Source organism: Shewanella frigidimarina, assembly GCF_003797125.1.
GTDB lineage: Bacteria > Pseudomonadota > Gammaproteobacteria > Enterobacterales > Shewanellaceae > Shewanella > Shewanella frigidimarina.
In genome coordinates this window covers 137,779-162,400 of record NZ_RKKE01000005.1, presented here as the reverse complement: position 1 = coordinate 162,400, position 24,622 = coordinate 137,779, and the positions used below count along the sequence as shown (strand labels likewise).

At 41.9% G+C, this 24,622-nt stretch carries 21 protein-coding genes; 6 read left to right on the top strand and 15 right to left on the bottom strand.

Annotated elements, in window-relative coordinates; translation table 11 throughout:
- Positions 1 to 93: 93 nt before the first annotated feature.
- The 8 genes from mutM to EGC86_RS15620 form a co-directional block, all read right to left on the bottom strand.
- On the bottom strand, positions 94 to 909 hold the full coding sequence (gene mutM / locus EGC86_RS15655; protein WP_123778161.1) for a bifunctional DNA-formamidopyrimidine glycosylase/DNA-(apurinic or apyrimidinic site) lyase: 816 nt from the start codon (positions 907 to 909) through the stop codon (positions 94 to 96).
- Positions 910 to 918: 9 nt separating this feature from the next.
- A complete protein-coding gene (locus EGC86_RS15650; RefSeq protein ID WP_123778160.1) occupies positions 919 to 1,377 on the bottom strand; it encodes a hypothetical protein in 459 nt (152 codons plus the stop codon).
- A 106-nt stretch (positions 1,378 to 1,483) separates the two neighbouring features.
- Entirely contained in the window at positions 1,484 to 2,470 is a 987-nt protein-coding gene (gene moaA, locus EGC86_RS15645; RefSeq protein WP_123778159.1) for a GTP 3',8-cyclase MoaA, read from the bottom strand.
- An 8-nt stretch (positions 2,471 to 2,478) separates the two neighbouring features.
- Complete coding sequence (locus EGC86_RS15640) at positions 2,479 to 4,296, bottom strand: bifunctional molybdopterin-guanine dinucleotide biosynthesis adaptor protein MobB/molybdopterin molybdotransferase MoeA (protein ID WP_123778158.1); 1,818 nt, start codon at positions 4,294 to 4,296, stop codon at positions 2,479 to 2,481.
- A gap of 17 nt (positions 4,297 to 4,313) precedes the next feature.
- Positions 4,314 to 4,904 carry a molybdenum cofactor guanylyltransferase MobA gene (mobA, locus tag EGC86_RS15635; protein ID WP_011639329.1) on the bottom strand — a complete coding sequence of 197 codons (591 nt, stop codon included), beginning with the start codon at positions 4,902 to 4,904 and terminating at the stop codon, positions 4,314 to 4,316.
- The gene (locus tag EGC86_RS15630; protein ID WP_123778157.1) at positions 4,888 to 5,637 is read right to left on the bottom strand and encodes an energy-coupling factor ABC transporter ATP-binding protein; all 750 of its coding nucleotides are present in this window, start codon (positions 5,635 to 5,637) and stop codon (positions 4,888 to 4,890) included. The genes mobA and EGC86_RS15630 overlap by 17 nt, the downstream gene beginning before the upstream one ends.
- Before the next feature lies 1 nt (position 5,638).
- Positions 5,639 to 6,346: an ABC transporter permease gene (locus tag EGC86_RS15625; protein ID WP_123778156.1), complete on the bottom strand. Its 708-nt coding sequence runs from the start codon at positions 6,344 to 6,346 to the stop codon at positions 5,639 to 5,641.
- Positions 6,343 to 7,107 (bottom strand): ABC transporter substrate-binding protein, encoded by a 765-nt coding sequence (locus EGC86_RS15620; protein WP_404948481.1) that lies wholly within the window; start codon positions 7,105 to 7,107, stop codon positions 6,343 to 6,345. The genes EGC86_RS15625 and EGC86_RS15620 overlap by 4 nt, the downstream gene beginning before the upstream one ends.
- 354 nt (positions 7,108 to 7,461) lie before the next feature.
- Between EGC86_RS15620 and EGC86_RS15615 the strand changes: the two genes are divergently transcribed.
- Positions 7,462 to 8,850, top strand: coding sequence for a sigma-54-dependent transcriptional regulator (locus EGC86_RS15615; RefSeq protein WP_011639325.1), 1,389 nt, complete (start codon positions 7,462 to 7,464; stop codon positions 8,848 to 8,850).
- Positions 8,851 to 8,906: 56 nt separating this feature from the next.
- Entirely contained in the window at positions 8,907 to 10,997 is a 2,091-nt protein-coding gene (locus EGC86_RS15610) for a sensor histidine kinase (RefSeq protein ID WP_123778227.1), read from the top strand.
- A gap of 693 nt (positions 10,998 to 11,690) precedes the next feature.
- On the opposite strand, the gene EGC86_RS15605 is transcribed toward EGC86_RS15610, so the two are convergent.
- Together EGC86_RS15605 and EGC86_RS15600 are read right to left on the bottom strand one after the other, a co-directional pair.
- Positions 11,691 to 12,371, bottom strand: a complete 681-nt coding sequence (locus EGC86_RS15605) for a 7-cyano-7-deazaguanine/7-aminomethyl-7-deazaguanine transporter (protein ID WP_011639323.1) — start codon at positions 12,369 to 12,371, stop codon at positions 11,691 to 11,693.
- 305 nt (positions 12,372 to 12,676) lie between these two features.
- On the bottom strand, positions 12,677 to 14,059 hold the full coding sequence (locus EGC86_RS15600; RefSeq protein WP_011639322.1) for an isochorismate synthase: 1,383 nt from the start codon (positions 14,057 to 14,059) through the stop codon (positions 12,677 to 12,679).
- A 320-nt stretch (positions 14,060 to 14,379) separates the two neighbouring features.
- On the opposite strand from EGC86_RS15600, the gene EGC86_RS15595 reads away from it, so the two are divergent.
- On the top strand, positions 14,380 to 15,573 hold the full coding sequence (locus EGC86_RS15595; RefSeq protein ID WP_011639321.1) for a cyclic di-GMP phosphodiesterase: 1,194 nt from the start codon (positions 14,380 to 14,382) through the stop codon (positions 15,571 to 15,573).
- Between the two features lie 31 nt (positions 15,574 to 15,604).
- Here the strand turns inward: EGC86_RS15595 and EGC86_RS15590 are convergent, their stop codons facing one another.
- The 4 genes from EGC86_RS15590 to EGC86_RS15575 are packed head-to-tail and all read right to left on the bottom strand — an operon-like array spanning position 15,605 to position 19,881.
- Entirely contained in the window at positions 15,605 to 16,036 is a 432-nt protein-coding gene (locus EGC86_RS15590) for a group I truncated hemoglobin (RefSeq protein ID WP_011639320.1), read from the bottom strand.
- Entirely contained in the window at positions 16,036 to 16,878 is an 843-nt protein-coding gene (locus EGC86_RS15585) for a DUF3034 family protein (RefSeq protein ID WP_123778154.1), read from the bottom strand. Before EGC86_RS15585 ends, EGC86_RS15590 begins: the two co-directional genes overlap by 1 nt.
- Positions 16,878 to 19,208 carry a putative bifunctional diguanylate cyclase/phosphodiesterase gene (locus tag EGC86_RS15580; protein WP_123778153.1) on the bottom strand — a complete coding sequence of 777 codons (2,331 nt, stop codon included), beginning with the start codon at positions 19,206 to 19,208 and terminating at the stop codon, positions 16,878 to 16,880. The genes EGC86_RS15585 and EGC86_RS15580 overlap by 1 nt, the downstream gene beginning before the upstream one ends.
- Position 19,209: 1 nt before the next feature.
- A complete protein-coding gene (locus EGC86_RS15575; protein ID WP_123778152.1) occupies positions 19,210 to 19,881 on the bottom strand; it encodes a methylamine utilization protein in 672 nt (223 codons plus the stop codon).
- Between the two features lie 154 nt (positions 19,882 to 20,035).
- On the opposite strand from EGC86_RS15575, the gene EGC86_RS15570 reads away from it, so the two are divergent.
- The 3 genes from EGC86_RS15570 (at position 20,036) to ccoG (ending at position 23,930) form a co-directional block, all read left to right on the top strand.
- On the top strand, positions 20,036 to 20,674 hold the full coding sequence (locus EGC86_RS15570) for a paraquat-inducible protein A (protein WP_123778151.1): 639 nt from the start codon (positions 20,036 to 20,038) through the stop codon (positions 20,672 to 20,674).
- 176 nt (positions 20,675 to 20,850) lie between these two features.
- A complete protein-coding gene (locus tag EGC86_RS15565) occupies positions 20,851 to 22,293 on the top strand; it encodes a sigma-54 interaction domain-containing protein (RefSeq protein ID WP_011639315.1) in 1,443 nt (480 codons plus the stop codon).
- A 173-nt stretch (positions 22,294 to 22,466) separates the two neighbouring features.
- Positions 22,467 to 23,930: a cytochrome c oxidase accessory protein CcoG gene (ccoG, locus tag EGC86_RS15560; protein ID WP_011639314.1), complete on the top strand. Its 1,464-nt coding sequence runs from the start codon at positions 22,467 to 22,469 to the stop codon at positions 23,928 to 23,930.
- Positions 23,931 to 24,078: 148 nt separating this feature from the next.
- Here ccoG and EGC86_RS15555 read toward each other — a convergent pair whose 3' ends face one another.
- The gene (locus EGC86_RS15555; protein WP_049763561.1) at positions 24,079 to 24,591 is read right to left on the bottom strand and encodes an aldolase/citrate lyase/malate synthase family protein; all 513 of its coding nucleotides are present in this window, start codon (positions 24,589 to 24,591) and stop codon (positions 24,079 to 24,081) included.
- Between the last annotated feature and the right edge of the window lie 31 nt (positions 24,592 to 24,622).

The window sequence follows — 24,622 nt, the reverse complement described above, 5'->3', positions numbered from 1 at the left end:
CGCTATGGTTGATTAACCCGAGTTGAGGTTGATGTTATGAGGGAGCCAAATGGCTCCCTTTTTTATGTGTAAATTTAGGCGTTATTTATCCGACTAACGTTGTTGGCATAAACCACAGAAAACCGTGGTACGTTGGCCAAGTTTTATCTCACTTAATAAATTGCCACAGGCTGTACAGGTTTCGCCACCACGACCATAAACATGCAGTTTTTGCGCAAAATATCCTGGCTTACCATCGGCATTAGTAAAATCTTTTAATGTTGTCCCACCTTGTTCAATGGCGTGAGCCAAAATTTGCTTAACCTCGCTGACTAGAATCGTTAACCGTTCTAAATCAATGCTTCCCGCCGCGGCTTCAGGATGGATCCCGGCAGCAAATAAAGCTTCGTTGGCGTAAATATTACCGGCTCCAACCACGATGTGATTATCCATTAAGCACAGCTTAATCGCCTTTTTCTTGCCCGCAAGTGCTGCTTGCAATTGCAATGGCGTAAAATGAGGGCTTAGTGGCTCTGGGCCAAGCTTTGATAGTAGTGAATGGGCTTCTTCTGGTAACTCATACCATAACCAAGCTCCAAAGCGACGTGGATCGTTAAAACGTAACATGCGCCCATTTTCGAGTACTAAATCAATATGGTCATGTTTTTCGATTGGGGTATTGCGCGGTAAAATACGTAAGCTGCCTGACATGCCTAAATGCACGATTGTCATCCCTGCATCGGTATCAATGAGTAAGTATTTAGCTCGTCTGCGGACATTGGTAATACGCTGACCAACAATGTTTTGAGCTATAGCCGGTACAGGCCAACGAAGTGAGGCATTGCGCACAATCAATTCACTTACCGTTTGCTCAATAAGATATGGACTGATCCCTAGACGGGTCACTTCAACTTCTGGTAATTCGGGCATAATGACTCATTATTTTGATTGAGGAGGTATGGCTAATATAGGTTGTAACCCAGCTCGTAAACTCGGCGGTACTAGATACCAATTTTGACTGGACGATTGCAACAAACCTTCATTTGGGAAATAGCGCCATAATTGTGTCGTTTGCATATTATCGATGGCAATAGACAGTGTTTGCTCATTAAGGCTATGTTCAGGCTGATTTTTTAATGGTGATACACTAATATTTTGCCACGATAAAACCCATTGCTGACAATTGAGCACCTGCGAATGACACTGCCACTGTCCGTCTTGTTGACTTAGCCAAATACCATCAAGTTGTAATTGTTTCAACGGCAGCTGCGGATCAAATAAAGGCACTGTATCATCTGGGACATCGGCGGTTTTATCATTGATAAAAGACAATACCGCAATCATAAATACACTGGCACCAATAATAATATAGTTCCAACTTTTACGTGACAGAGCCATAAATCACCTTAATGTGGATAAAAACTATCTCAAACTGGTAATGTAACGCGCAAGTTTGAAGTGGCAAATCATGACATAAGTGTACCATTGGCGATAGCAAAAACAATTAGCCGCCAGTGGCATTCATAAAGCGTAGTATTTGTGGAGCAGCGTTGAGGTTAAAGTGGTGAGATTGCGGCTTGTACTGCATTCCATCGGTAATGGCTTGTTTAAGACGTTCAATGTCGGCGGGGAATTGTCGCACAATTGATTTTAAATCAATGGCATTCTCATTACCTAAGCACAACAGTAATTGCCCTTCAACGGTTACTCTTACGCGATTACATTCATGACAAAAGTCATTGCTGTGTGGCGATATAAATCCGATACGAATCGTGCTGTCGGCCATCTTTACATATCGAGAGGGGCCACCTGTGCGTTTAGATGAAGCGATTAAGGGATAGCGCGTTTCAATAATGTTTCGGACTTCGTCACTTGAGCAATGACGGTGACGATGACGATCATCAATGAGTCCAATTGGCATTTCTTCAATAAAAGCAATATCGAGTTGACGTTGGCGGCAGAACTCAACTAAATCTAATACTTCATGCTCGTTTCGTCCACGCAGAATGACCGCATTAATTTTGATGTTACGAAAGCCAGCCGCTATTGCGGCATCAATGCCAGCGATGACACGCTCTAGTTTTCCGTTACGCGTTAGCTGCGCAAACACATCGGGGTTTAAGGTATCAAGGCTGATATTCAATCGGCTAAGGCCATTATCAAACAGTGGCTGCGCTAGCTTAGATAATCGAGACCCATTAGTGGTCATTGAGAGTTCTTCCAGTTGAGGCAGTTTTCTCAATAATTTGACCAGTTTGTCACAGTCGGATCGCACTAGTGGCTCGCCACCGGTGAGGCGTATTTTTTTTACCCCAAGCTCAGTAAAAGCTTGGGCTATCCACGACAACTCTTCCAAACTAAGTACATGTGACTTAGGTAAAAAAGTCGGATCTTCGCTCATGCAATATACACAGCGAAAATCGCAACGATCGGTTACCGATAAGCGTAAATAATCAACTTTTCGCTGAAAGCTGTCGATAAGTTGGCTCATATCAGCACTTACAGTAAATCAGCAAAGGGTTGAATAAACACAGACTCGCCAGCAGGTATGGTGGCAGTATCATCACCAATGACAATTAAACAATTAGCGCTGACCATTGAACTGAGCATGCCAGACCCTTGCGCACCAGTGGTGCTTACCTTGATTCGGCCATCTGAGCCAATAGTATAAATACCGCGTAAAAACTCAGTACGCCCCGTTTTACTGCGTAATGCATGCTGGGCAATGGCAGGAATAAATTGTGGTTGCCAGTGAAGTTCGCCAGCTAATTTACGGATAGCAGGTTGCACAAACTGTAAAAATGCCACCATAACCGCCACAGGGTTACCCGGTAAGCCAAAAAATAGGCTGCGATCAATATTCCCTACCGCGAGAGGGCGACCAGGTCGCATGTTAATTCGCCAAAACTGAGTGTTGCCCACATTGGCGAGTGCCGTTTTAATGTAATCGGCATTACCCACAGATACGCCGCCAGAGCTGATGACGATATCTGCTTGCTCTGCCGCACTGCGTAACGTCGCGGTGAGTATGTGTTCATCATCTTCAATAATGCCTAAATCGATAACCTGACAACCGAGCTTTTTGGCCATCGATAATACGGTATAGCGATTTGAGTCATAGATGCAGTTTTGTTTGAGTATTTGCCCTGGTTGGCTGACTTCATCGCCAGTTGAAAATACCGCGACGGTAGGGCGTTTAACTAAAGGTAGTCGATCAAATCCAAGTGATGCTAGTAGGCCTAGTTCAGCGGCACCTAAGCGTTTTCCTGCCGCTAAAGCGACGTCACCGCTAGCAATATCTTCACCCGCCAGACGTACATGCTGACCTTTAACGATGTGCTCATGCTCAAGAAGGGTTAACAGGTTATCTTGTTCGTTTGCTAGTTCTCGTGGCTGAATGGTGTCAGCGCCTTTTGGCACTGTTGCTCCGGTCATAATGCGCACGGCTTCGCCGTCTTGCAGCATATTGGGGTAATGATGTCCTGCTAATACTTCGGCCACGACTTTAAGAGGCTTATTAGATAAGTTACTAAACGCAAAGGCATAACCGTCCATTGCTGAGTTAGTTTGTTGAGGTACGTTTATTTCAGAAATAATATCATGTGCCAGTACGCGATTATCAATATCGAAAAGACTGACTAATTCAGTGTCCACAATAGGGGTAACTTGGCTTAATACCGCCGCAACGCCTTGGGATACACTAATAGCGTTTGGACTGTTTTCCGTATCGTCCATTTGAGCTGCTTTGCTCGCATCAATCGGCAAGCTGACCTCTTCTGCCTGCCAATTTTGTTGATAGTGTTGTACAAAATCAGCAATTTGCGCCACGTTGTTTAAATCTAATCGCATTAATGAATCAGGTACTGTGGTTTCATCACAACAGGCAATCGCAACGATATTGTCATCATGTATATGAATCAAAGGTTTATTATGTGCTGCACGGTGTAATTCAATTTTAGGTAATGCCAGTTTTTTAAAGCCTTCTACCAGCACGATATCGACTTTGTCGGCTTCAATTTGACGCAGTAAATGTTGTAATTGTGGGTCATCATCAACTGGGTCTTCAGTCATTAATGCCCAGCGTACATGAGATGCTACCAATACTTGCCTTGCCCCAGCTTTGCGCATTTCGAAACTGTCTTTACCCGGAACATCAACATCAAAATTATGATGTGCATGCTTAATAACGGCTAAACGTAAACCGCGTTCAATTAAGGCAGGAATAAGCTGTTTTAGTAGAGTGGTTTTACCTGTGCCACTGTATGCACAAAATCCCAAAACGGGAATGGACAATGGATTAGAAAATAATGCTGTCATGAAGTACCTCTACTGAATTACTTGGCAATTTGCGTTGCTAACTGCTGTTTTTGTTCTGGTGTATTGATGTTAACGAATGCATTGGGTTGGTCAGCAAAACTTTCTACTGCCACTTTATGTTGGCGATACCAAAAATCAATTTTGCGCTCTCCCGCATCTAAAAAAGCCTGCATTGATGCTGCCAGATGTGGTTTTAGCAATAACACTACGGGTTGTTCATATTCACCATCACTAGCAACAGCAAGGTCGGCTTGTTGTTGCTCTAAAGCAGCTAATAATCTTGCTGTTAAGTCGGTTGGTAGCATAGGACAGTCACAAGGGACCACAAGTAAATAATCAGCTTGAGTCTGTTTTAAGGCTGTAACCATTCCAGCTAAAGGGCCTAAATAACCGCTGTCTTGATCGCTGAAAACGGTGTAACCCCATTGTTCATATTGAGCTTGGTTTCGATTTGCGTTAATCAGGATCTGATCCACTTGAGTCGACAGCTTATTAATTGTATGACAAATCATCGCTTGGCCATTGAGATCCACTAAGCCTTTGTCATTGCCGCCCATTCGTCTTGCCATGCCGCCAGCTAAAATCACCGCATCAATTTGAGGTGCCATAATGTAATTCCGTTGTGTGGGTATCATGTAAATCATCTGTTTGGGGTACATGAATACTGGTATGAATTGTGCGTTGCTTTATATGCCAATGTTGTTGACACAACGCGGTCAGGCCACAGGTTTGATGACTGCTAATTAACAGTCCTGTGCCGTCTTGTTTGAGTTGATTAATCATCGCGAGCACTAAGCGCTGTGAGTGCTTATCCATATTCGAGATCGGTTCATCAAGCATTAATAGTTTAGGTTGCGCAATCCAAGCTCTGGCAATGGCAAGACGTTGTCTCTCGCCCCCGGATAGATCGCTAGCATTATGATTCAGTAAATCGGTGAGTTGAGCCATATGAATGGCTTGTTTGATCCGTTTTTTACGTTGTTCCGGCGCTAAAGCCCGCTGATCCAAGGCGTAGGTTAAGTTGTACTTTACTGTGCCTTCAAAAAGATAAGGATGTTGATGTAAATAAACCGCTTTACCTAAAAGAGATGACGGTCGCCACCACGTTTTAGGCGCAAACCCCTGGCTGGTGATCTGACCTTGATTTGGTTTAATTAAACCCGCGAGGAGTTTCATTAAGGTCGATTTACCCGAGCCATTGTCACCTTGCAGGTAAATGACATCACCTTGGCTAAAATGCAAATCGGCTGCGCTAAAGAGTATCTGCTGATTAAAAGATATCAGTAGGTTTTTTGCATGAATACTGGCTAAAGAGCGGTCTGAAGAATGTGATAATGTCATCTTAATGACTCCTTGGGAGGGCTTTGCCTCGCAATGAACCTAAGATGAAGTTTAACACTACCGCTAATATTAATAAGACTAATCCTAGCGCGATAGCTTGTGCAAAATCGCCTTTGCTCGTTTCAAGTGCTATTGCAGTGGGAATATTACGGGTGACATTCATAATATTGCCACCAACCATCATCGAGCAACCCACTTCAGTTAAAATGCGACTAAACGCTGCGATAATGGCGAGCAGTAAGGGGCCTCGTAGTTCACGGCATAAGGTCCAAACCGCGCGTAGCCATGAGGCTCCTAATGTACGAGATGTTTCCCACGCTCTACGATCCACACTGGCAAAAGCGGCCTGTGACAATGCGATTAATACTGGAGCGCAAATTAAAATCTGTCCTAAAATCATTCCTTTTTGGGTGAATAGCCACTTTAAATCGCCTAAGACACCATTGCGAGTTAACAATAAATACACTAATAAACCAATCACTACAGTGGGAATAGATTGCAATGTTTGCACTAAGTTAGTGACGATCCAGCGGCCTCTGAAATGACTAAAAGCGAGGATAAAACCTAACATCATCGACGGAATAATGGTGATCAACAGCGCGGCAAAAGACACCGAAAATGAGATGTTAATAATTGCCCATACATGTGGGTCAAAAGATAGCAGCAAGCTAAATGCTTGCTGCAATAGGGCTAACCAGCCATCACTCATTTTTTATAAGTTGCCTTAAACAATTGCTCTCCTTGCACTTTATAATTATTGATCATAGTTTGTGTTGCAGGGCTGATAAACCAATCGCTTAATGCTCTTGCCCCTTTATGATTCAAGTCTGGGTATTTTGTAGGGTTAATCAAAATAATTTGGTAAGGGTTAGCTAATTCCGCGCCACCTTCAAAACTAATATTAAGGTCTAGCTTAGCTTTATAAGCAATAAACGTACCGCGATCCGCTAATGTATAAGCCTGAAATTCATTGGCCATTAATAAGGTTTTACCCATGCCTTGGCCAACTGAGGTATAGCCAGTAAATTCAGGTTTAACGCCCGCATCTTTCCAAATGGCTAACTCTTTCATATTAGTACCAGAGTTATCACCACGAGAAATAAATTTACTTGGCTTATTAGCAATTTTGCTGAATGCTTCAGTGGCATCTTTGCTCGACTTGAGCCCAGCAGGATCATTTTTAGGCCCTAATACAATGAAATCATTCTCCATAATACCGCGAGGCTCAATACCATAACCGTCAGCAACAAACTTTGCTTCTGCAGCTGGAGCATGAGTCATAACGACATCAACATCTCCCTGACTTGCCAGCTTCAATGCTTTACCTGTACCCGTAGCAATCACTTGTACACTATAGCCTGATTCCGCTTCAAATTTTGGTAACAGCGCCCCAAGTAATCCTGAGTTTTCAGTGCTAGTAGTGGTCGCTAACTTGATCACTTCATTTGCGAGTGCTGTTGGGCTGAACATTGCTCCGCTGAGTACCGATGCTGCCAACAGAATACTAACGCTTGCTTTGAGTTTTAACATTGCCGCTCCTTGATATATTAACAATCATGATGTTCATACTGAAAAACGTGTACAAAACATTAAGCCGTTTTGCTTAATTACCAATGCAATAAGCAAGTTAGATGCCAAGCAGTGTTAATGCAAATACAGTTCACGCATAAAATCGAAACTGTGAACTTGCTCCCAAGCTTTAATCATTTATCTTAGACAAATTGTCCCATGATCACTTTTCTGTGGTTCATAGTGACCAAGTGATGTGAATTCGATGATACAGTGGTGAAAAGCGCGACAAAATGTCCAAATAAGAGTCCATTTATGAGTCCAGATGAACATATCTCCCCAGTAAGCAAGACCACTATGTCGGTTCTTATCGTTGATGATGAGCCCGGTATGCGTAGTTTTTTGATGAAAGCCTTGGCAAAAAAGTTTGCCTTGGTAGAAACCGCCTCCACAATTGCCCAAGCAGAAGAATTACGCAGTCACGGCCATTTCGATTTGCTAATTGTTGATATTCGTTTGCCCGACCGTTCAGGTATTGAGTGGCATGAAGCGTTAGATGATCCCGAACGTCAATCTGATATCATTTTTATGACCGGTTATGCAGACATGGATGTGGCAATCAAAGCATTACGTGCAGGTGCCTCTGATTTCATCATGAAACCGTTTCACTTAGAGCAAATGATTACCGCCGTTGACCGCTGTATCGAAAAACGACTGCTAAAGCGTGAAAACTTTATGTTAAGGCGTGAACTGTCGCACGGACAGTCATCCACCATTATCGGCAACAGTGAAGCCATCCGTGATGTTAAAGAGGTCATTGAGCGAATCGCACCGACTAACGCAGTTGTATTAATTGAGGGCGAATCAGGCACAGGTAAAGAGCTGGTGGCCAGACAATTACATCAACAGAGTGGCCGAAGTGGTGCGTTTGTACCAGTAAACTGTGGTGCCATCGCTCCTGAATTGTTAGCAAGTGAACTGTTCGGCCATACAGCGGGCGCTTTTACCGGGGCTAAAGGTAATCGTGAAGGGTTATTTAGTTATGCCTCGGGCGGCACGATATTTCTGGACGAAATTGGCGAAATGCCGATGAACATGCAAACCGCCTTACTCAGAGTGCTCGAACAACGTGCTATTCGTCCTGTAGGAAGCGAAAAAGAAATCGACATTAATGTGCGCGTTATCGCGGCCACTAATCGTTTATTAATTGATGAAGTTGAAGCGGGTCGTTTCAGACGTGATTTATTTTATCGTTTGAATGTATTGAACATTGTTATTCCATCTTTGCGCTCTCGGCCAGAAGATGTTGTTGAGCTTACCCATTATTTTACCTTGCAGTTGTCACAAGAGTTGGGCATTAAAGATGTTATTTGGAGCCACGAAGACCTACAAGTACTGCAACAGCATGATTGGCCCGGTAATATTCGTGAACTGCGTAATATGATTGAACGATGCATCCTATTAGGTAAACCGCCTGCGGAATATTGGAAGAAACCTGTGTCTGTTATGGTTAATGATGCGATGGGCTATCCGCTAAGTTGGCCATTAAAAGAAGTTGAAAAACAACATGTCACCAAAGTGGTCGATAGCCATAGTGGTAATAAATCTGCTGCAGCGCGAGATTTAGGTGTGTCACGAAAAACCTTAGATAGAAAATTTAAAGATTGGCTAACTCACGAAAAACAAGGTCTTGAGGAAGAATAAAAGTGGTGCATTCTACTGGTATTTTTACGCGAGTTTTTGGTATTAGTTGGCAGCAAATGCAGGCCAAAGTGCGTTATCGCATTTTGTTTTTGACATCATTACCTATTTTATTAACCTTAGTTAGCTTGGTGTTTATTACCATTTATTGGAATGTAATATACACAGGTAAACAATTGTTTATGAAGGTAAAGGCTGACTTGGTTGTCGCGAATAGTACTTTAGTGCAAGTGCAGGAACGCCAACAAGATAAGCTCGACTCGATAAGTGAATCATGGGATTTTCAACATGCATTTAGGCTAATAAAACACAGTGATCAACAACCAAATCCGAGTGCGATTAGTGCGTTAAATATGCTATTGGCGCAACAGCAAAAAGAATTAGGTTTAGACTTTTTACGTTTAATTAGTGTTGCCGATGCCGCTGGAGACCCTGATTTACGTTTGATGTTACATCAAACCAAACAGAAGGTTTTTTCGGGGTTAATGGTATTGCCAGCAAAACGCCTCGAAAGAATTAACTCAAGTTTAGCAAAACAAGCTCAAATTACATTGATCCCGACATTGCATGCGAAAAAACCTAAGCAAAGCATGGAAACCCGTGGCTTATTAAGCCGAACTCTACTGCCAATAGCCGACCAGTCGGGAAATGTATTTTGGTATTTAGATGGTGGGATGTTGTTTAATCACAATACTGACATAGTCGATAATATTCGTGACTTGGTGTATGGCAAAGGCACGTTGCCTGAACGTTCAATCGGTACTGTAACCCTTTTTCTGGATAATATTCGCATTAGTACCAATGTACCGATGGATCTATTTCCTAAAGACAGCAATAAACCCAATAGAGCCTTGGGGACCTTAGTGTCTGATGAGGTTTATCAGCAAGTACTCATTGAAGGCCAAACGTGGATAAATCGCGCCTTTGTTCTTAATGATTGGTATATCTCGGGTTACCTTCCTTTACTCGATGTTCGTGGTAAAAGGATTGGGATGGTGTATGCCGGCTTTTCTGAGTCGCCTTTTTTACATAACTATTTACTCAATATTATCGAGCTCGGCACCATTTTAGTTTTCGTATTATTAATTTCAGGTTTTTTGGTTTATCGCGGCGCGAACAGTTTGCTACAACCTATTGAATATATTCACCAAGTTGTTACTGCGGTACAGTCTGGTCGAAATATCAGAATTGGTAAACTAGACATGAATGGTGATAACGAACTAGCACATTTAGCGGAGCAATTTGATCGAATGTTAGATCAGTTGCAGCGAAGAAATGCTCAAATTCAAGCGGCAGCAGAGCAGCTAGAAATCAAAGTTGAACAACGAACCCGCAGCTTGCAAGATAAAACAGAAGAGCTCGAACGCAATGTGGCGTTGTTGCATGCCACCAGACAGCAATTAGTGACTAACGAAAAACTCACCGCACTAGGCGAACTGATTGCTGGTATTGCCCACGAAATTAATAATCCTACAGCCGTTATCTTGGGAAACATGGAGCTATTAAAATATGAACTCGGTGACAACGCTGCAATAGTCGAAGAAGAAATTGAATTGGTTATTCAACAAGTCGGTAGGATAACGACTATCATCCGTAGCCTGCTGCAATATAGCCGTCCTGGTGAGTTTAATGCGCCAATAACATTACAACCTGTGACGCCAATCGTTGAAGAAATGCTGTTATTAGCTCGTCACTCTATTGAGCAACAAGAAGTGAAGTTGATTAAGGAGTTTACGGCTACAGGTTCAGTAGAAGTCAATCGACCTCAGCTATTACAAGTGCTGATTAACTTAATGGTTAATGCTGCCCATGCGATTGAGAATAAAGGTCGAATTTGGCTACGAACTTACGACTGGCTAGAAGACGGAATCGCTATTGGGGTAAAAATTGAAGTTGAAGATGAAGGGATGGGGATTTCGAAACAAGATTTGAGTCGTATCTTTGATCCATTTTATACCACCCGTAAAGATGGTACTGGTTTAGGGTTATCTCTGAGTTATGGGATTATTAAACGACTTGGCGGTACGATTGAAGTGAATTCGACGGTAGGAAAAGGCACCATATTTACCATTGGGCTTTACCATAAAGCAAAAGATGATCAGCAGCTTGGGCCTTATGAAGGCTTACATTTTGGTGACAGAACACAGTAAAGCACGTGACTAAATAGGCAAGGAATAGACAAAAAATAGGCAAAAAAAAGCCGGGTGATTAACCCGGCCACAAAGAGTGTGTGAGCAATGTCGTGCTTGCGAACTCTGCAGACTAATTAAAGGTGATGAAGTCTCTATTTAGTAAACCGAGTTTTGGAACGCAAGTTAATAATAATTATTCTCATTTGTATTTGCAAGTGTTTATCATCATAAATTTCATTTTTATATTCAACTTATTAAAAATATTACATTAGTCATTGATTAATATAATAAATATTCTTAGTCGATTGGTTTTTTTATCATTCTATTTAGATGAGTTTATGGAATAAAGCTATTTCATTTAGATTTAGGTGTTGTTTAACGTAGAGAGGAATGGGTTTGTGCTGGTTTACTACAGCTATTAGCCTTACTAAAGCTAGCGCGGGGATATATAGAGCGAAGTTTTGTTTAAACCCGTTTTAATTTACAGCTTCAGTTTATATGAGTCCTAAAATGGAAATCTCATGCATTTAGGTTGGGCATCACAATGGTCGAAAACGCTGAATGAATAGAGCGTACCGTCGGCATGACTGATGAAGCCGACGGTACGCTTTTATTGATTAACCACTTTTACATCACCAATTATTTACATTAACCAATTACTTGCACTAACTATTCTAAATAAAACGTTTACGCAATTAATAATGATGATGCTTATTTGGATGCTTGGATAATAACGTTGTCACTATCGCTGCCGCCATTAAGTAAAATTTTGTCTTGCAGGATTTTGAGTAACACACCATATGCGGGTAAAAACAAACCTAGGCTCACTATCAGCTTAAAAGCGTAATCCACCGTGGCTATTTCTGGCCAGTGTGTTGCCATAAACGCATCGTTTGAGGCATAAAACGCTACACTGAAAAACACTAAGGTATCAACTAAGTTACCAATTAATGTTGATGCAGCAGGTGCAACCCACCAAGCTTTGGCCTGACGTAATTTTGCAAATACAGTGATATCCATGAGCTGACCAATTAAGTAAGCCACAAAGCTGGCAAAGGCGATGCGAAATACAAAACTATTCCACTCAGCTAAGGCGCTAAACGCTTGTAATTGACCTTGATGAAACAATACGCCGACTAAATACGACACTACAAGTGCAGGTATCATGGCTTTGAGGATAATGCCTCTAGCGGCTTGCTGACCAAACACTCTCACCGTTAAATCGGTAGCTAAGTAAACAAATGGAAAGCTAAAAGCACCCCAAGTGGTGTGGTAGCTAAACAGCTGAAATGGCAGTTGGACAAGGTAGTTGCTTGCGCAAATAATTAAGATATGAAAACTGACTAATAGCATCAGTGCTCGGCGATACTTCGCCTGGGTTAACGTCAACATATTGTGGCCTTTTTAATTGGGTTAGCGCGGGGTGAGGGAACCCGCTATTAGTTTGGTTAACAGTATTTACTAGTGTTAACGAGGCTATTTAGCCACAGTTAAACAGATAAGCTAATGTCTGTTATAGAGAATATTATTATTTTAGTTTATTGGCAGTGCTTGCTTTAAACACACCTGTTAGCAGGCCTATTTCAAGGCAATACCAAGGTATTGGCAAACACGGGGGCGGGATAATAGCATGTGTTTTGCACAAGCGAAAGATTCTGCTGAGGTTAACATTATTGGTGATGGTCAGTAGCGGAAGACTAAAAGTCGATCAAAATAGACAATACTGTAGCTAACTTATTTTCCAGTTCTTGCCATTCAGCTTCAGGATCTGAGCCCGCAACAATGCCTGCACCAGCAAATAAATTGATTCTTCTAGGTTCTATCAGTGCACTTCTAATTGCGACAGAGAATTCTGATTCATGATGATTTAAATAACCACAAGCTCCAGCATACCAACCTCTAGCATAGCCTTCTCGTTGGCGAATAAAGTTCAGTGCGGCATCGCGTGGTAACCCACCTACGGCGGGAGTTGGGTGCAGTGCACGTAATAATTCAAAATCACTAACACCTGGCTTTAACTGCGCTCGAATAGCGCGGTGCAAATGTTGAATATGATTAAGCTTAAATATTTTAGGTTGCTCATCAGCACCTACATATTGGCTTAACGGTGTGAGCACATCGACAATATGTTTTCTGACCAACTGATTTTCATGGCTATTTTTAATGTCATCTAATAATGCCTGCGCCAGTACATTATCTTCTTCTGGATTAAGCCCTCTGACAGTTGTTCCCGCTAATGCTTCGGTAAACAGTTCCTGTTGGCGGCGTAAATATAACCGTTCTGGTGAGCAAGAAATAAATGCGCGTTCAGGGCTAAATTGGAATCCAAATTGAAAACTATTCGGATTACGACCTTGCCAACATGCTAACACTGTCCAAGGGTCAATATTGTCATCTACATCTATTTGGCTGTGGCGTGACAATACGACTTTAGGTGTTGATTTGATAAAATTTGCTTGAGTGACTTGTTCTACTAATTCTTTCCAGCGTGCAAAATTAGGTAAATCACTCCGGCCCATTAAGTTGAGTTTATTCGGCGGCGACAAGGGACGCGGCTTTTGCACCATTGCGATAGCATTAAGAGCGGATTGTATTTCGTCTTCAGGCTCACCATTTTCAAAATTTAAATTCACCAATACTCTAACGTGATTACCGCTACGGCGTAATTCAATTCTGGGTAATATAAAGTGTGCACGGCCAAATTCAGGCCAACACTCTACGGTGCGATCAAACGCTAAACCGCCATAATAACGAATATCTTGATGATTGGTTTTATTGCGTTGCTGTTGATAAATTTGTGCTAGGGCATTGTCGTCAACTTGGTCGGCAAAATAAAACGTCTTGCACGAGCCGATGGCGGCGACATCTTCGTTTCTATCGCGGCCGTGCCAATAGATTTTTGGGTATAAAGTTTGAGCGCTTAACCAAGATATTAATGGCAGCGCAGGAGCCTCAACAGATAGCTGTACGATAGGGTCACAAATCGGCACATTGCGAAGTTGCTCGAGCTTAGTAATTAATTCGCTAAACTGTGATGAAAAAAAGTGACCAGCCAACCTATACCTCTCGTATAACAACATAAGGTTTAACGTTAATAAACCTAGCAAATAGTGTCAATTGGCAAGATGAAAGCGTGTGATCTGAATTGCTAATATAGCTTACTCTTTACTGGTATCAGTATACGGAAATAATGATCCAATAAGCTGCTCCATATCATCAACAACAGTTTGATTGTTTATCATTGAGGTTTTCTACAGGAATAGTTGTGAACTGTAATGTGACCATACGGTAATATTCTCCTAAAAAGAGTAGGCGAACGAGATAAAGTAGTTCAAAATATAGCTTATATTATGTGAGCAAGATCCCGTTCTTAAATTTCTCTTTCGGAGTAATTGTTACAATGAATGATTCTGTTGAATCAAGCAATGTCATTAAAATCCCCACCGATAAACTTGCTTTAGGCATGTTTGTGACGGCAATAGATCATCAGCAAAGTAAGGTGGCTATTCGTAATCCCGGACAAATCAAACATCGTGATGCAATTTTAAAGTTGAAAAAAAACAACATTTTGCTTGTGTGGGTTGATATTGATCGTTCTTCAGATACTTGCGGGTTAAAAAAAGCGGGTAAATCGAGCTCTGTTAGCAGTTTATTGGTACGTAAAGCGACGGTCACTCGAGATAGTCAGCAAGCGCAGGCTAAAAAGCTACTTGCTGAAGCAAAAGGCTTAATTCAAAAAGTGATGTCTGAAACCTTCAGTGGTAAAGCCATCGAAGTCAATCAATTTGAAGATGTTGCCGACAAAATGATTGAGTCTGTTATGGACGATGCGGATGCATTTAAGTGTATTTCAGCACTGCGTACCAAAGATGCGTATTTACTCGAGCATTCTATTAATGTTGCCTTTTTATTGGTGACCTTTGGCAAACATCTTAAGCTTGATCGCGAACTGCTAAAGCAGATGGCGGTGGGTGGAATTTTACATGATATTGGCAAAATTCAAGTCGATAACGAAATATTGCACAAACCAGGTAAGTTAACCCCAGAAGAGTTTGAACACATGAAATTGCATCAAGTGTATGCAATTGAAATCATGAATGAAACAAAAGGCTTATCGCAAGTGAGTAAAGATGTGTGCTTAATGCATCATGAAAAACTCGATGGCCGTGGTTACCCTAATGGTTTAAAAGATGAACAAATTCCTCAACATGGGCGTATGAGCTGTATTGTTGATATTTTTGATGCATTAACTGCTTCGCGTTGTTACAAAGAAGCCATGAGCCCGGCAGCAGCTTTTAAAATTTTGATGAGCTTGACCCCATTTCATCTTGATCAGAAGCTCGTATACGAGTTCATTCGCTGTGTAGGCATCTATCCAGTTGGTTCATTGGTGCAATTATCGGATGAACGAGTGGGTATAGTATGGGACTCTAAAGGGCGTGATGCGTTGCATCCTGTCGTGAAGTGTTTTTATTCGATTAAGTATAAACGTTACACTGAAGTGACTATGGTTGACTTACTTAAATCTGAATTACATATTGAACGCGGTGTATCACCTGGATCGCTCGATGTAGATCCAAGCCAGTTTTACTAACCGGATATCATCATAAACGGTTTCACAACGACTAATGTTCGATAATATCTTGGTACAGTGGTGCTAATTCAGCCAGTAATGCATTGCGGGTTGCTAGCGGAATATGTTGTTGTTTAAGTGCTTCTATTAAATGACCCACAACGGCATCAAAGTCCGCTTGGCTAATGTGTAATCCAATATGTGCATTGTACATTGATGCACCTTGATACACACATTCACCGCCACTAACGACACATAAATGCTCAATAAGCCGTTGGCGAAAAATTTGAATATCAGTTTGTTCAAAATGATGCAAAATGCGTTTATCTTGGGACAAATTAACTAGAAAGTCATCGGTAATCATACTGACGCCTTTATCCCCTCCAAGTTGCTGATATAAGGTTGTTGGTTGGCTTGCACAGGCAACAGACAGTAATAACAACGCGCCAAAAACGACTACATGATGTTTAACAATCTTAACCATTACAGGGTTCCCTCTACAGATAAATACCACCCCTGTTGTTGCCCAAATCCTGCAATGCTGCCTAAATCAACATAAGCGCCCACAACAGAAAGGTGTTTATTGACAAACCAAGCCATAAAAATATCCTGCCAATCATTTTCTTCTGCAAAACCAAGTTGATCAGGCTTTTGTTTGTATTCATAGCCCAGTGCAATATTATCGGTTAATAACACAGCAATAGAGGCTTCAGCTTGCAGTTGGTAATTGTTGTTTGTAGCAGTGCCAAAACCAAGAAAACCGATTTGATTAGCCTTGGTGGCTCTAAGGGTTAAGTTGGTCACCAGGTTGCGGCCCACAATAGCATCAAAATAGACTTTGCTGGCAGCTAAATAGATATCAACTCCCCAGTCATTCCTTGCCCCAACGGCATGTGGTAACGCAAAATCGTCCACCCGTTTATATTGTAGCCCTAAGCTAATTTGTGGCATGGCGGTATATAACACTTCACCGACTAGTTTGTATTTTACGCCAACAATATCTTGGCCCAGTTTGCCGCCTAGAGTGTCTAGATCAAATGTTTGCTTAGCAATACTGAGTTCAAAGCGATTATCAATGCTTAAGGACGCACCAATAGAATGTAAGGTGAAATCGTCAACATAGACGGCAGTATTCATTGCAGTGAAAGACCATTGGTCTGAGCTTGCATAACCATTAATTACTGCCCACGGCACTATTCCTCCGCCAGCACTGCCCTCAATAGTTGTCGTGCCGCCAGTAGCAATTACTTTGCTTGTTTCAGCTTGAGCACACACGCTGATTAGGCTTAATAGCACCGCTAATATAATGCACATTGGTTGATACATTAGTGTGGCGTATCCTTACTGAGAGTCTGAATATTAGACTGATTAAATTGTTGGAACCACACAATAAAATCATCTGCTTTTAGCGGCTTAGAATACACATAACCTTGAATTATGTCGCAATTGAGTCCACGTAGAATATTGATCCCTTCTACGGATTCAACGCCTTCAGCCACGACGGATAAATTGAGCCCTTTAATTAATCGAATGCTGCTATCCACAATCATTAAATCAGTTGCATCGGTATGAATATCTTTAATAAAACTGCGATCAATTTTCACTTCATTAACGGGCAGTAACTTTAAGTAAGCTAATGAAGAGTGCCCGGTGCCAAAGTCGTCGATGGCAATGGCCAAACCGATATTTCTAAACTGCTGTAAAACAGCAATCACCGTTTGTGCATCTTTCATCACAGCACCTTCGGTTACCTCTATCGACAAAGCATTAATCGGTAAATGATTGCTAATCAGCAACTGTTCAATGTCTAACGGCAGCTGAGGATTAGTGAGATCGTGGGCTGATAAATTAATCGCCACCGTCAGCGAAATACCTTGCAGCTGCCATTGGGCTAGCTGCTTTATGGTGGTATTTAACACCCAGTCACTGATCATCGAGATATTACCTGAGTTTTCAGCTAAGCGAATAAATTCATCTGGCGGGATAAATCCCAATTCCGGGTGTTGCCAGCGGATTAGCGTTTCTGCACCATGGCAATGATTGCTCTGAATATTCACTTTAGGTTGAAACACCAAATGTAATTGCCCTTGTGCTAAGGCAATCGGTAAATCACGAATAATCATTAACTCACGCAGATAACGTTCATCTTCGCCTTGTTGATAAGTGGCAATGCCTAGGGATTCCACTCGGGCCTGATTTAATGCAATTTCAGCATGGCGAATTAACGTGTCGATGTCATTACAGTCATAGTCACTGGATAAATCAACAATCCCTACCCGCACATTGACACTTATTTTTGAGCCCTGAATAGAAAATGGGTTAGTTAATTGACGTAGATAGTTATCAAGCTTTTCAAGCGGAATACTCGGTTGAAATAGCAACAAGAACGAGTCGCCATCCAAGCGCGATATTAATTGGGCCGTTGGGGATAAGCTTTCTAAACGGCTGGCAAACAACACCAATAAATCGTCGGCATTGGCAAATCCAATGATGTTATTTAAATGGCGAAAGTTTTTAATATCTATCATTACTAAGCTGCCATGCATTTTACTGAGCAGCAGGCTGAGTTGTTGTTTAGCAGCCAAGCGATTATATAAACCCGTGAGGTTATCGTGTTGTGATTGATAAACTAAATCGTTTTCGCGCGATTCAATATTTTCACGCATTATCGATAAGGTATTGGCTAATACTTGTAACTCAGCAGGTGCACCTTTAATTGGCGGAGGGTTTTCACCTTGGCCGACTTTGCGTGCAAAATTAACTAACGCATAAATGGGTTTTGTTAAGCCGCCAGAAAACCAAGCGGCAATCATAAACGCCAGTAAACACGTTATCGCGAATATAATTAACATGTTATTGCGCAGCGCATCGTAATTTTGCTGCCACTTAACATTTGATTGATGCAGTACCGCCCACTGATGACCACTATTTTTATCTAACGCAATGGTGGTAGATAAGTAGTTTGATGGTATGTCATCACTGACCTTATCCACTGTTTTTGCTAGTAGGTTAATACGCGCTAACACATCTTGTTGTTGAGCTTGGGCTAGGGTTGAGACAATTTCAATTCTGCCAGCGGACTGGTTGATAAAACTGATATCAATTCCGGTAATGGTTTTGGCTTGGTCTGCGACATTCTTGTCCATAGTGAAGCCCATGCCGACCCAAGCTATTAATGTTGGCGCCTTGACGGGTTGCAACACAAATTGGTAACTACTGTGGTCATAATTAAAAATTTCAAACGTGGTTGAGCGGTTTTTGGTTAATGCAAATAACTCATCAATATTGGCTGCAGTGAGACCTTGTAAGCTTGAAGAAAGTAATTTCCCCTGCGGAGATAATAAAATAGCAGCGTCAGCATTAATGCGCCTGCCATGGTTGGCTAACACTGACGATATTGTATCTTGCTCGCCAGTGGCCACAGCGCGTTTAAAACCAAAGTCAGCACTGAGTAACGACAAACTTTGATTAAGCTGATCGCTTCGATTCGACAACATTTCGACAAAAATATTGGAGCCAATATTAAGATTTTGAGTTTGTTGTTGGCGAAAATCTCGCTGAGTTGCGCTTAATACAAACAACGCAGTAGTTAACTGCATTAAGGTTAATATTAATAGAAAAGCTATTATCAGTCGGTTGCGAAAACTAGTTGGCATGTTATCCCGTGGTATCGCTTGCTTGAAGGTAACTACCAAAGCCGCTAGGTGGTGCCGATGGTTTTTCTTGGTGTTCAACATCAATACTCAGCGTTAGTTGATTATGGTCATTGCTTACTATGACCAAAGATGATGGTGTTGCAGTGATCTGCCAAGGATGCCAAATGTTGACTTGGTATTCGCCTGCAGGTAAATCTGTTAATTGGATTTTACCTTGTGCATCACTCACCGAAAAGTAAGGACTGCTGGCCACATAAATAAAGGCCTGCATGTAATCATGAATATTGCAGCCTATGGCAACTAAACCTGGTTTATCAAAAGTAATCGGGTCTTCAGTTGTGCCTACATACAATTTTAACTCAAATTGTTTGGCTTCAGAAAAAGAATAAACATGGTGCCGAGTACGATCTAAATTAGGAAAATCAACGTTGGCACCTTGTGGTACAGCCAATACAAAAGGTGAGAAAACTCGATTTTGTTGGCGTATTTGGTAATGTGCCAAGGTCGATGGCGTTGTATTAGATGGTGACGTAGAAATTAACTCTACCACGCTATCGCTGAGCATCACGCCTTGCGCATCGGTAACATCAACCGTTAACGTCGCCGCTGTAACTGCCGCTGAAAAAAAATACGTTAAACACAGCAAGCATGTCGTAAATGGATTTATTGGCATGTATTGGCCTCATTATTAAGAGTGTAGCAAGAGTGCCGCGTTGTGGTTAATTATCTACGTAATATGGCATCATAACCTACAAGGATCAAAATACAGCATCATCACAACTTAATGCGACTATTTGTTTCGGTATACATCAGCAAACGAGGTGTTCATGAAAGTGTATTTATCTATCAGTTTAGTACTGATATCGTTAATCCTGCTTATTCCCGGGGTGACAAAACCGATGTTAACGATAACGGGTACCATTGAAAAATCGCAGTTAGTGGATACAGGTAAGGATATGTTAATCCAAGATTTAACGGAAGACTCTCGTGCTAATACCCGTGGAATATTGGATATTGCCGCCAGTATGTTAGGTCTGGATACGCTAGACGGTGAAATAGAGGTTTTTCGTAATAGCCGCAGTATCATCGACACCATTGCAGCACTATATCAGTCACATCATTTTGTCGTGGCCATGTTGGTCGGGTTATTCAGTATTGTGATCCCTGCTGTTAAGTTAATCACCATGCTCATATTACTGCTGCCAGTGACGCCCTTAATTAAGCAAAGATTGAGCAAAATGATCAGTGTTATCGGTAAATGGTCTATGGCCGATGTTTTTGTGGTCGCAATTATTGTGACCTACATGGCAGGTAATGCGTCAGCTGGAATGGGCGACATGCTTAAGACTCAATCCCAGTTTGAAATCGGTTTCTATTATTTTTTAGGCTACTGTATTTTTTCAATCGCCAGCCAGATGATGATCGATATGACACAAACGCAAAAGTCGCAGAATGCCTCTCGCTAATATAGACAGCCGAGGCCGCTAGACTTGTGAGCTGACAACATTGAGATTCAACGTTAATGTAAAAAGGGCCTAAATCAGCTTATTATTTTGATGAGTCATCGAAGTCACGATATTTCGCGACTTATATTTTGCAATGGTTATAATGAGTCTATGCACTAGTAACGTTAAGATTGACCATGACTGACTCTACAACCACTAAATATATTGGCACCGATCATTTTCTGCCTGAAAATACTTTGTTGCTTAATGCCATGACAGAAGGCGTGTATGGTTTTGATTTAGCGGGTAATGCAGTATTTATTAATCCTGCAGCAGAACAAATGACTGGCTGGAAAAGCGCCGAATTAATTGGCAGAAATATTCACGACTGCCATCATCATAGTCATGCCGATGGTAGCCATTATCCTCAACATGACTGCCCCATTTATCGCACCTTACATGATGCTATTCCTCGGCAAGTGAACGAAGATGTATTTTGGCGTAAAGATGGCAGCAGCTTTCCGGTGTATTACAGCTCAACCCCTGTATATGATCAGCAACAACTTGTCGGTGTTATCGCGATATTTCGTGATGTAAGCATGCAAAAACATACCGAGCAATCATTAAGACAAGCATTAGCACAAGTGCAGGCCTTGTCAGAACGGTTAGCATCAGAAAATCAATACTTACTCACTGAGCTACAAGGCCAACAAGGCGCGTCGGGAATATCGGGTAACAGCCAACCTATCAATCAACTCATTCAGCAGATCCACTTGGTCGCTAATACCGACAGTACGGTGCTAATTTGCGGTGAAAACGGCACCGGCAAAGAGTTAGTTGCGCGCAACTTACACAGGCTAAGTCATCGTAAAGACCAGCCGATGGTGAGTGTTAACTGCGCCGCATTTTCGACCGCATTGTTAGAAAGTGAGCTGTTTGGTCATGAAAAAGGCGCATTTACTGGTGCTACAGCACGTCGCAAAGGCCGATTTGAATTAGCCAATAATGGCACTTTATTTTTAGATGAAATTGCCGAACTGAGTTTATCGGCACAATCTAAATTATTACGGGTAATTCAAGAGCAAAGCTTCGAGCGCGTTGGCAGTAGTGAAACCATTAAGGTCAATATTCGCTTAGTGGCTGCCACCCATCACGATTTAGCCGCCCGAGTAGAGCAAGGCTTGTTTCGGATGGACTTATATTACCGCTTGAATGTGTTTCCAATAACGGTGCCGCCGTTACGAGAGCGCCGCGAAGATATTCCGCAATTAGTCAGTGATTTAGTCGCATCGCTGAGTAAAAAGCTTGGTAAAAAAATCACTAAAGTGAGTGCTAAAGGGTTGAAGAACTTACAGCAATACTCCTGGCCCGGTAACGTACGTGAGCTACAAAACCTGATTGAGCGAGAAATGATTTTATCGCAAAGCGGTCATTTGCTGTTTAATACTTTACCTGTAGCGGTTACAACTCCGTTAGCTACCAGCACGTTAACCATGGCACAAGCCGAAGCTGCGCATATTATTGCGATATTAAATGCTAGCCACTGGCGTATTTCTGGTCCGTCTGGTGCTGCTGCGATGTTAGATATGCCTGCGAGTACCTTACGATCTAGGATGAAAAAGTTAGCTATTAGTCGCTAATTTTTTATCATGTATTTTATTAAGTCACGATATATCGCGTAAAAATCGATATGTCGTGACTTGGTTTTATAATCTACTGATTTTAATTGTTGAAAATCAGTAGATTATATTTATATTTGAGTTGGCTTAGTCTTTGCTACAGCAGGGCAATATTGTGTTATAGGAATACATTCATGCCTAAGTCATCATCTCAAACTCCATCAGCGACATCGTCAGTTGATAAAGCTGCCGTTTCACAACGGATTCCAGTGGTGCAAATTGCTACGCCGTCGACAAAAATTCATGTTCGTGAACAGAAAGGCGTATTTCAACGGCTGCGTCAGCACAGTAATACTTTACTGATTGCGATTTTTTTCCTGATCCCATTTATCAATTATCAAGGCCGACAAGCCATTCTGTTTGATGTAACCGAACAGCAATTCTTTTTCTTCAATATCACTTTGTGGCCACAAGACTTTACCGTACTAGCGTGGTTTTTTATGGCTGCTGCTTTTGCATTATTTTTTGTCACCGTTTATTGGGGCCGAGTTTGGTGTGGCTTTTTGTGTCCGCAAACCGCATGGACCTTTATATATATGTGGGTTGAAGCCAAGGTAGAGGGCAATCATCATCATCGAGCGGCATTAGACAAAGCGCCATGGTCACTGAGTAAAGTGCGTAAACGAGTGACGAAGCATGCGGTGTGGATAGTGTTTGCCTTGCTAACCGGCTGCGGGTTTATTGGTTATTTTATGCCTGCACGCGAGTTATATGTTGATATTTTTAGCATGAGTAGTGGTTTTTGGACTGGCACCTGGGTGTGGTTTTTTGCCATATGCACTTATTTAAATGCCGGCTGGATGCGCGAAATGATGTGTTTGCATTGTTGTCCTTACTCGCGTTTTCAAGCGGTGATGTTTGACGCCAACACTAAAACAGTGAGCTATGATGCTGAGCGAGGAGAATCTCGTGGGCCACGTAAGCGCTCACAAACAACGGAGCTAGGTGACTGTGTAGACTGTAATTTGTGTGTTGACGTTTGCCCCACTGGGATTGATATTCGTAACGGCTTGCAATACGAATGTATTAACTGCGGTGCCTGCGTTGATGCATGTAATCAAACCATGGAAAAATTTGGTTATGCCCCCAATTTAATCAGCTTTACCAGCGAAAACGCCTTAAAAGGACAACCAAAAGCCAGCCTGTTGTCGCTAAAATCGCTTGGTTACGCCAGTGCATTACTGATCATGATTGTGCTGATTATTAGTGATTTAAGTCACTTAAGCCATATACAGCTCAATGTGATCCGCGACCGCCAAACCTTATATCGTCAAGTGGGCATCGATCAGGTTGAAAACAGTTATCAACTTAAAATTCGCAATAAAACTCAACAAATGGCTTTTTATCAAATCAGTATCAGCAATGACGATCCCCAAAAGCAAACATTGCAAATAGTCACCGACAGCTTAATTGCGATAAAACCTGCAGAACAACTGGATTATCCGTTGACCCTCAGTGGCCGCCTGAGTGACCGTACGAGTGATAGCACCCAACAAACAGTGCAATTTAAGGTGACCCAAATTCAAAGTTTGGAAAATCCAACGCCAACGGAACCTGCTAATGAGATCTCGCAAACATCACGCTTCTTTTGGCCGTAATCTCAGTATCTCAGTATGACGGCATAAACGCGTGTCGACATTATTGGATGCTACGCAGCAAAGTGGGTAAGTAACAAAAAGGCTTGTCGCATTATTAATGGGACAAGCCTTTTTTGCTAAATAACTACAGTGTTATCGCGATAAACCATTAACGCTGATGTAGTGCGTAGTCGCTACCATCTTTAGCAGTAAACACTTTACAGTTGCCTTCAGTTGGCTGACAACCTGTATGGATTAAGCTAATCCACTGCTTGTATGGCGTCGGCAAATTCTTGATTGGAATCGCAACCTGAATGTCTTCAATATTAGCCTGGTCTGTGGTGCCCATTTGTCCTTGGCGGTCGAAACAAATCTCAACATGGGTATCATTATTCTTTAATACAACAGACGTTGGTTCACTTTTGTGACCAGTCAGTGCCACAAATTGACATGGATTTTGTAAACCACACTGAGAGCCGTCTTTTAAAAATGCCAATAAGTGAGTGTAGTAAACTACATAGCTGCTGACATCTTGGTGCGAGCCTTCAGTTAATGGAAATTGTGCATCCAAAAAGTCTTTGGCGTTTGTGGTGCGATCCTGTTGATTCGTCGTTGCCACAAATTGCTCACCAATGAAGCGGTTAAGGTTTTGGGTGGCAGTTGCGCTTGCTTGAGTAGACATATTCATCGCCTTATTCCTCTTCGTATTGTTG

Coding starts and splice junctions, on each gene's coding strand:
- EGC86_RS15575 (WP_123778152.1), bottom strand. CDS start 19,881: ATGCCAATAAATCCATTTACGACATGCTTGCTGTGTTTAACGTATTTT.
- mobA (WP_011639329.1), bottom strand. CDS start 4,904: ATGGCACCTCAAATTGATGCGGTGATTTTAGCTGGCGGCATGGCAAGA.
- mutM (WP_123778161.1), bottom strand. CDS start 909: ATGCCCGAATTACCAGAAGTTGAAGTGACCCGTCTAGGGATCAGTCCA.
- EGC86_RS15595 (WP_011639321.1), top strand. CDS start 14,380: ATGAATGATTCTGTTGAATCAAGCAATGTCATTAAAATCCCCACCGAT.
- moaA (WP_123778159.1), bottom strand. CDS start 2,470: ATGAGCCAACTTATCGACAGCTTTCAGCGAAAAGTTGATTATTTACGC.
- ccoG (WP_011639314.1), top strand. CDS start 22,467: ATGCCTAAGTCATCATCTCAAACTCCATCAGCGACATCGTCAGTTGAT.
- EGC86_RS15615 (WP_011639325.1), top strand. CDS start 7,462: ATGAGTCCAGATGAACATATCTCCCCAGTAAGCAAGACCACTATGTCG.
- EGC86_RS15625 (WP_123778156.1), bottom strand. CDS start 6,346: ATGAGTGATGGCTGGTTAGCCCTATTGCAGCAAGCATTTAGCTTGCTG.
- EGC86_RS15610 (WP_123778227.1), top strand. CDS start 8,907: ATGCAGGCCAAAGTGCGTTATCGCATTTTGTTTTTGACATCATTACCT.
- EGC86_RS15640 (WP_123778158.1), bottom strand. CDS start 4,296: ATGACAGCATTATTTTCTAATCCATTGTCCATTCCCGTTTTGGGATTT.
- EGC86_RS15600 (WP_011639322.1), bottom strand. CDS start 14,059: ATGTTGTTATACGAGAGGTATAGGTTGGCTGGTCACTTTTTTTCATCA.
- EGC86_RS15590 (WP_011639320.1), bottom strand. CDS start 16,036: ATGGTTAAGATTGTTAAACATCATGTAGTCGTTTTTGGCGCGTTGTTA.
- EGC86_RS15565 (WP_011639315.1), top strand. CDS start 20,851: ATGACTGACTCTACAACCACTAAATATATTGGCACCGATCATTTTCTG.
- EGC86_RS15555 (WP_049763561.1), bottom strand. CDS start 24,591: ATGTCTACTCAAGCAAGCGCAACTGCCACCCAAAACCTTAACCGCTTC.
- EGC86_RS15605 (WP_011639323.1), bottom strand. CDS start 12,371: ATGTTGACGTTAACCCAGGCGAAGTATCGCCGAGCACTGATGCTATTA.
- EGC86_RS15585 (WP_123778154.1), bottom strand. CDS start 16,878: ATGTATCAACCAATGTGCATTATATTAGCGGTGCTATTAAGCCTAATC.
- EGC86_RS15580 (WP_123778153.1), bottom strand. CDS start 19,208: ATGCCAACTAGTTTTCGCAACCGACTGATAATAGCTTTTCTATTAATA.
- EGC86_RS15630 (WP_123778157.1), bottom strand. CDS start 5,637: ATGACATTATCACATTCTTCAGACCGCTCTTTAGCCAGTATTCATGCA.
- EGC86_RS15650 (WP_123778160.1), bottom strand. CDS start 1,377: ATGGCTCTGTCACGTAAAAGTTGGAACTATATTATTATTGGTGCCAGT.
- EGC86_RS15570 (WP_123778151.1), top strand. CDS start 20,036: ATGAAAGTGTATTTATCTATCAGTTTAGTACTGATATCGTTAATCCTG.
- EGC86_RS15620 (WP_404948481.1), bottom strand. CDS start 7,107: ATGTTCAGCCCAACAGCACTCGCAAATGAAGTGATCAAGTTAGCGACC.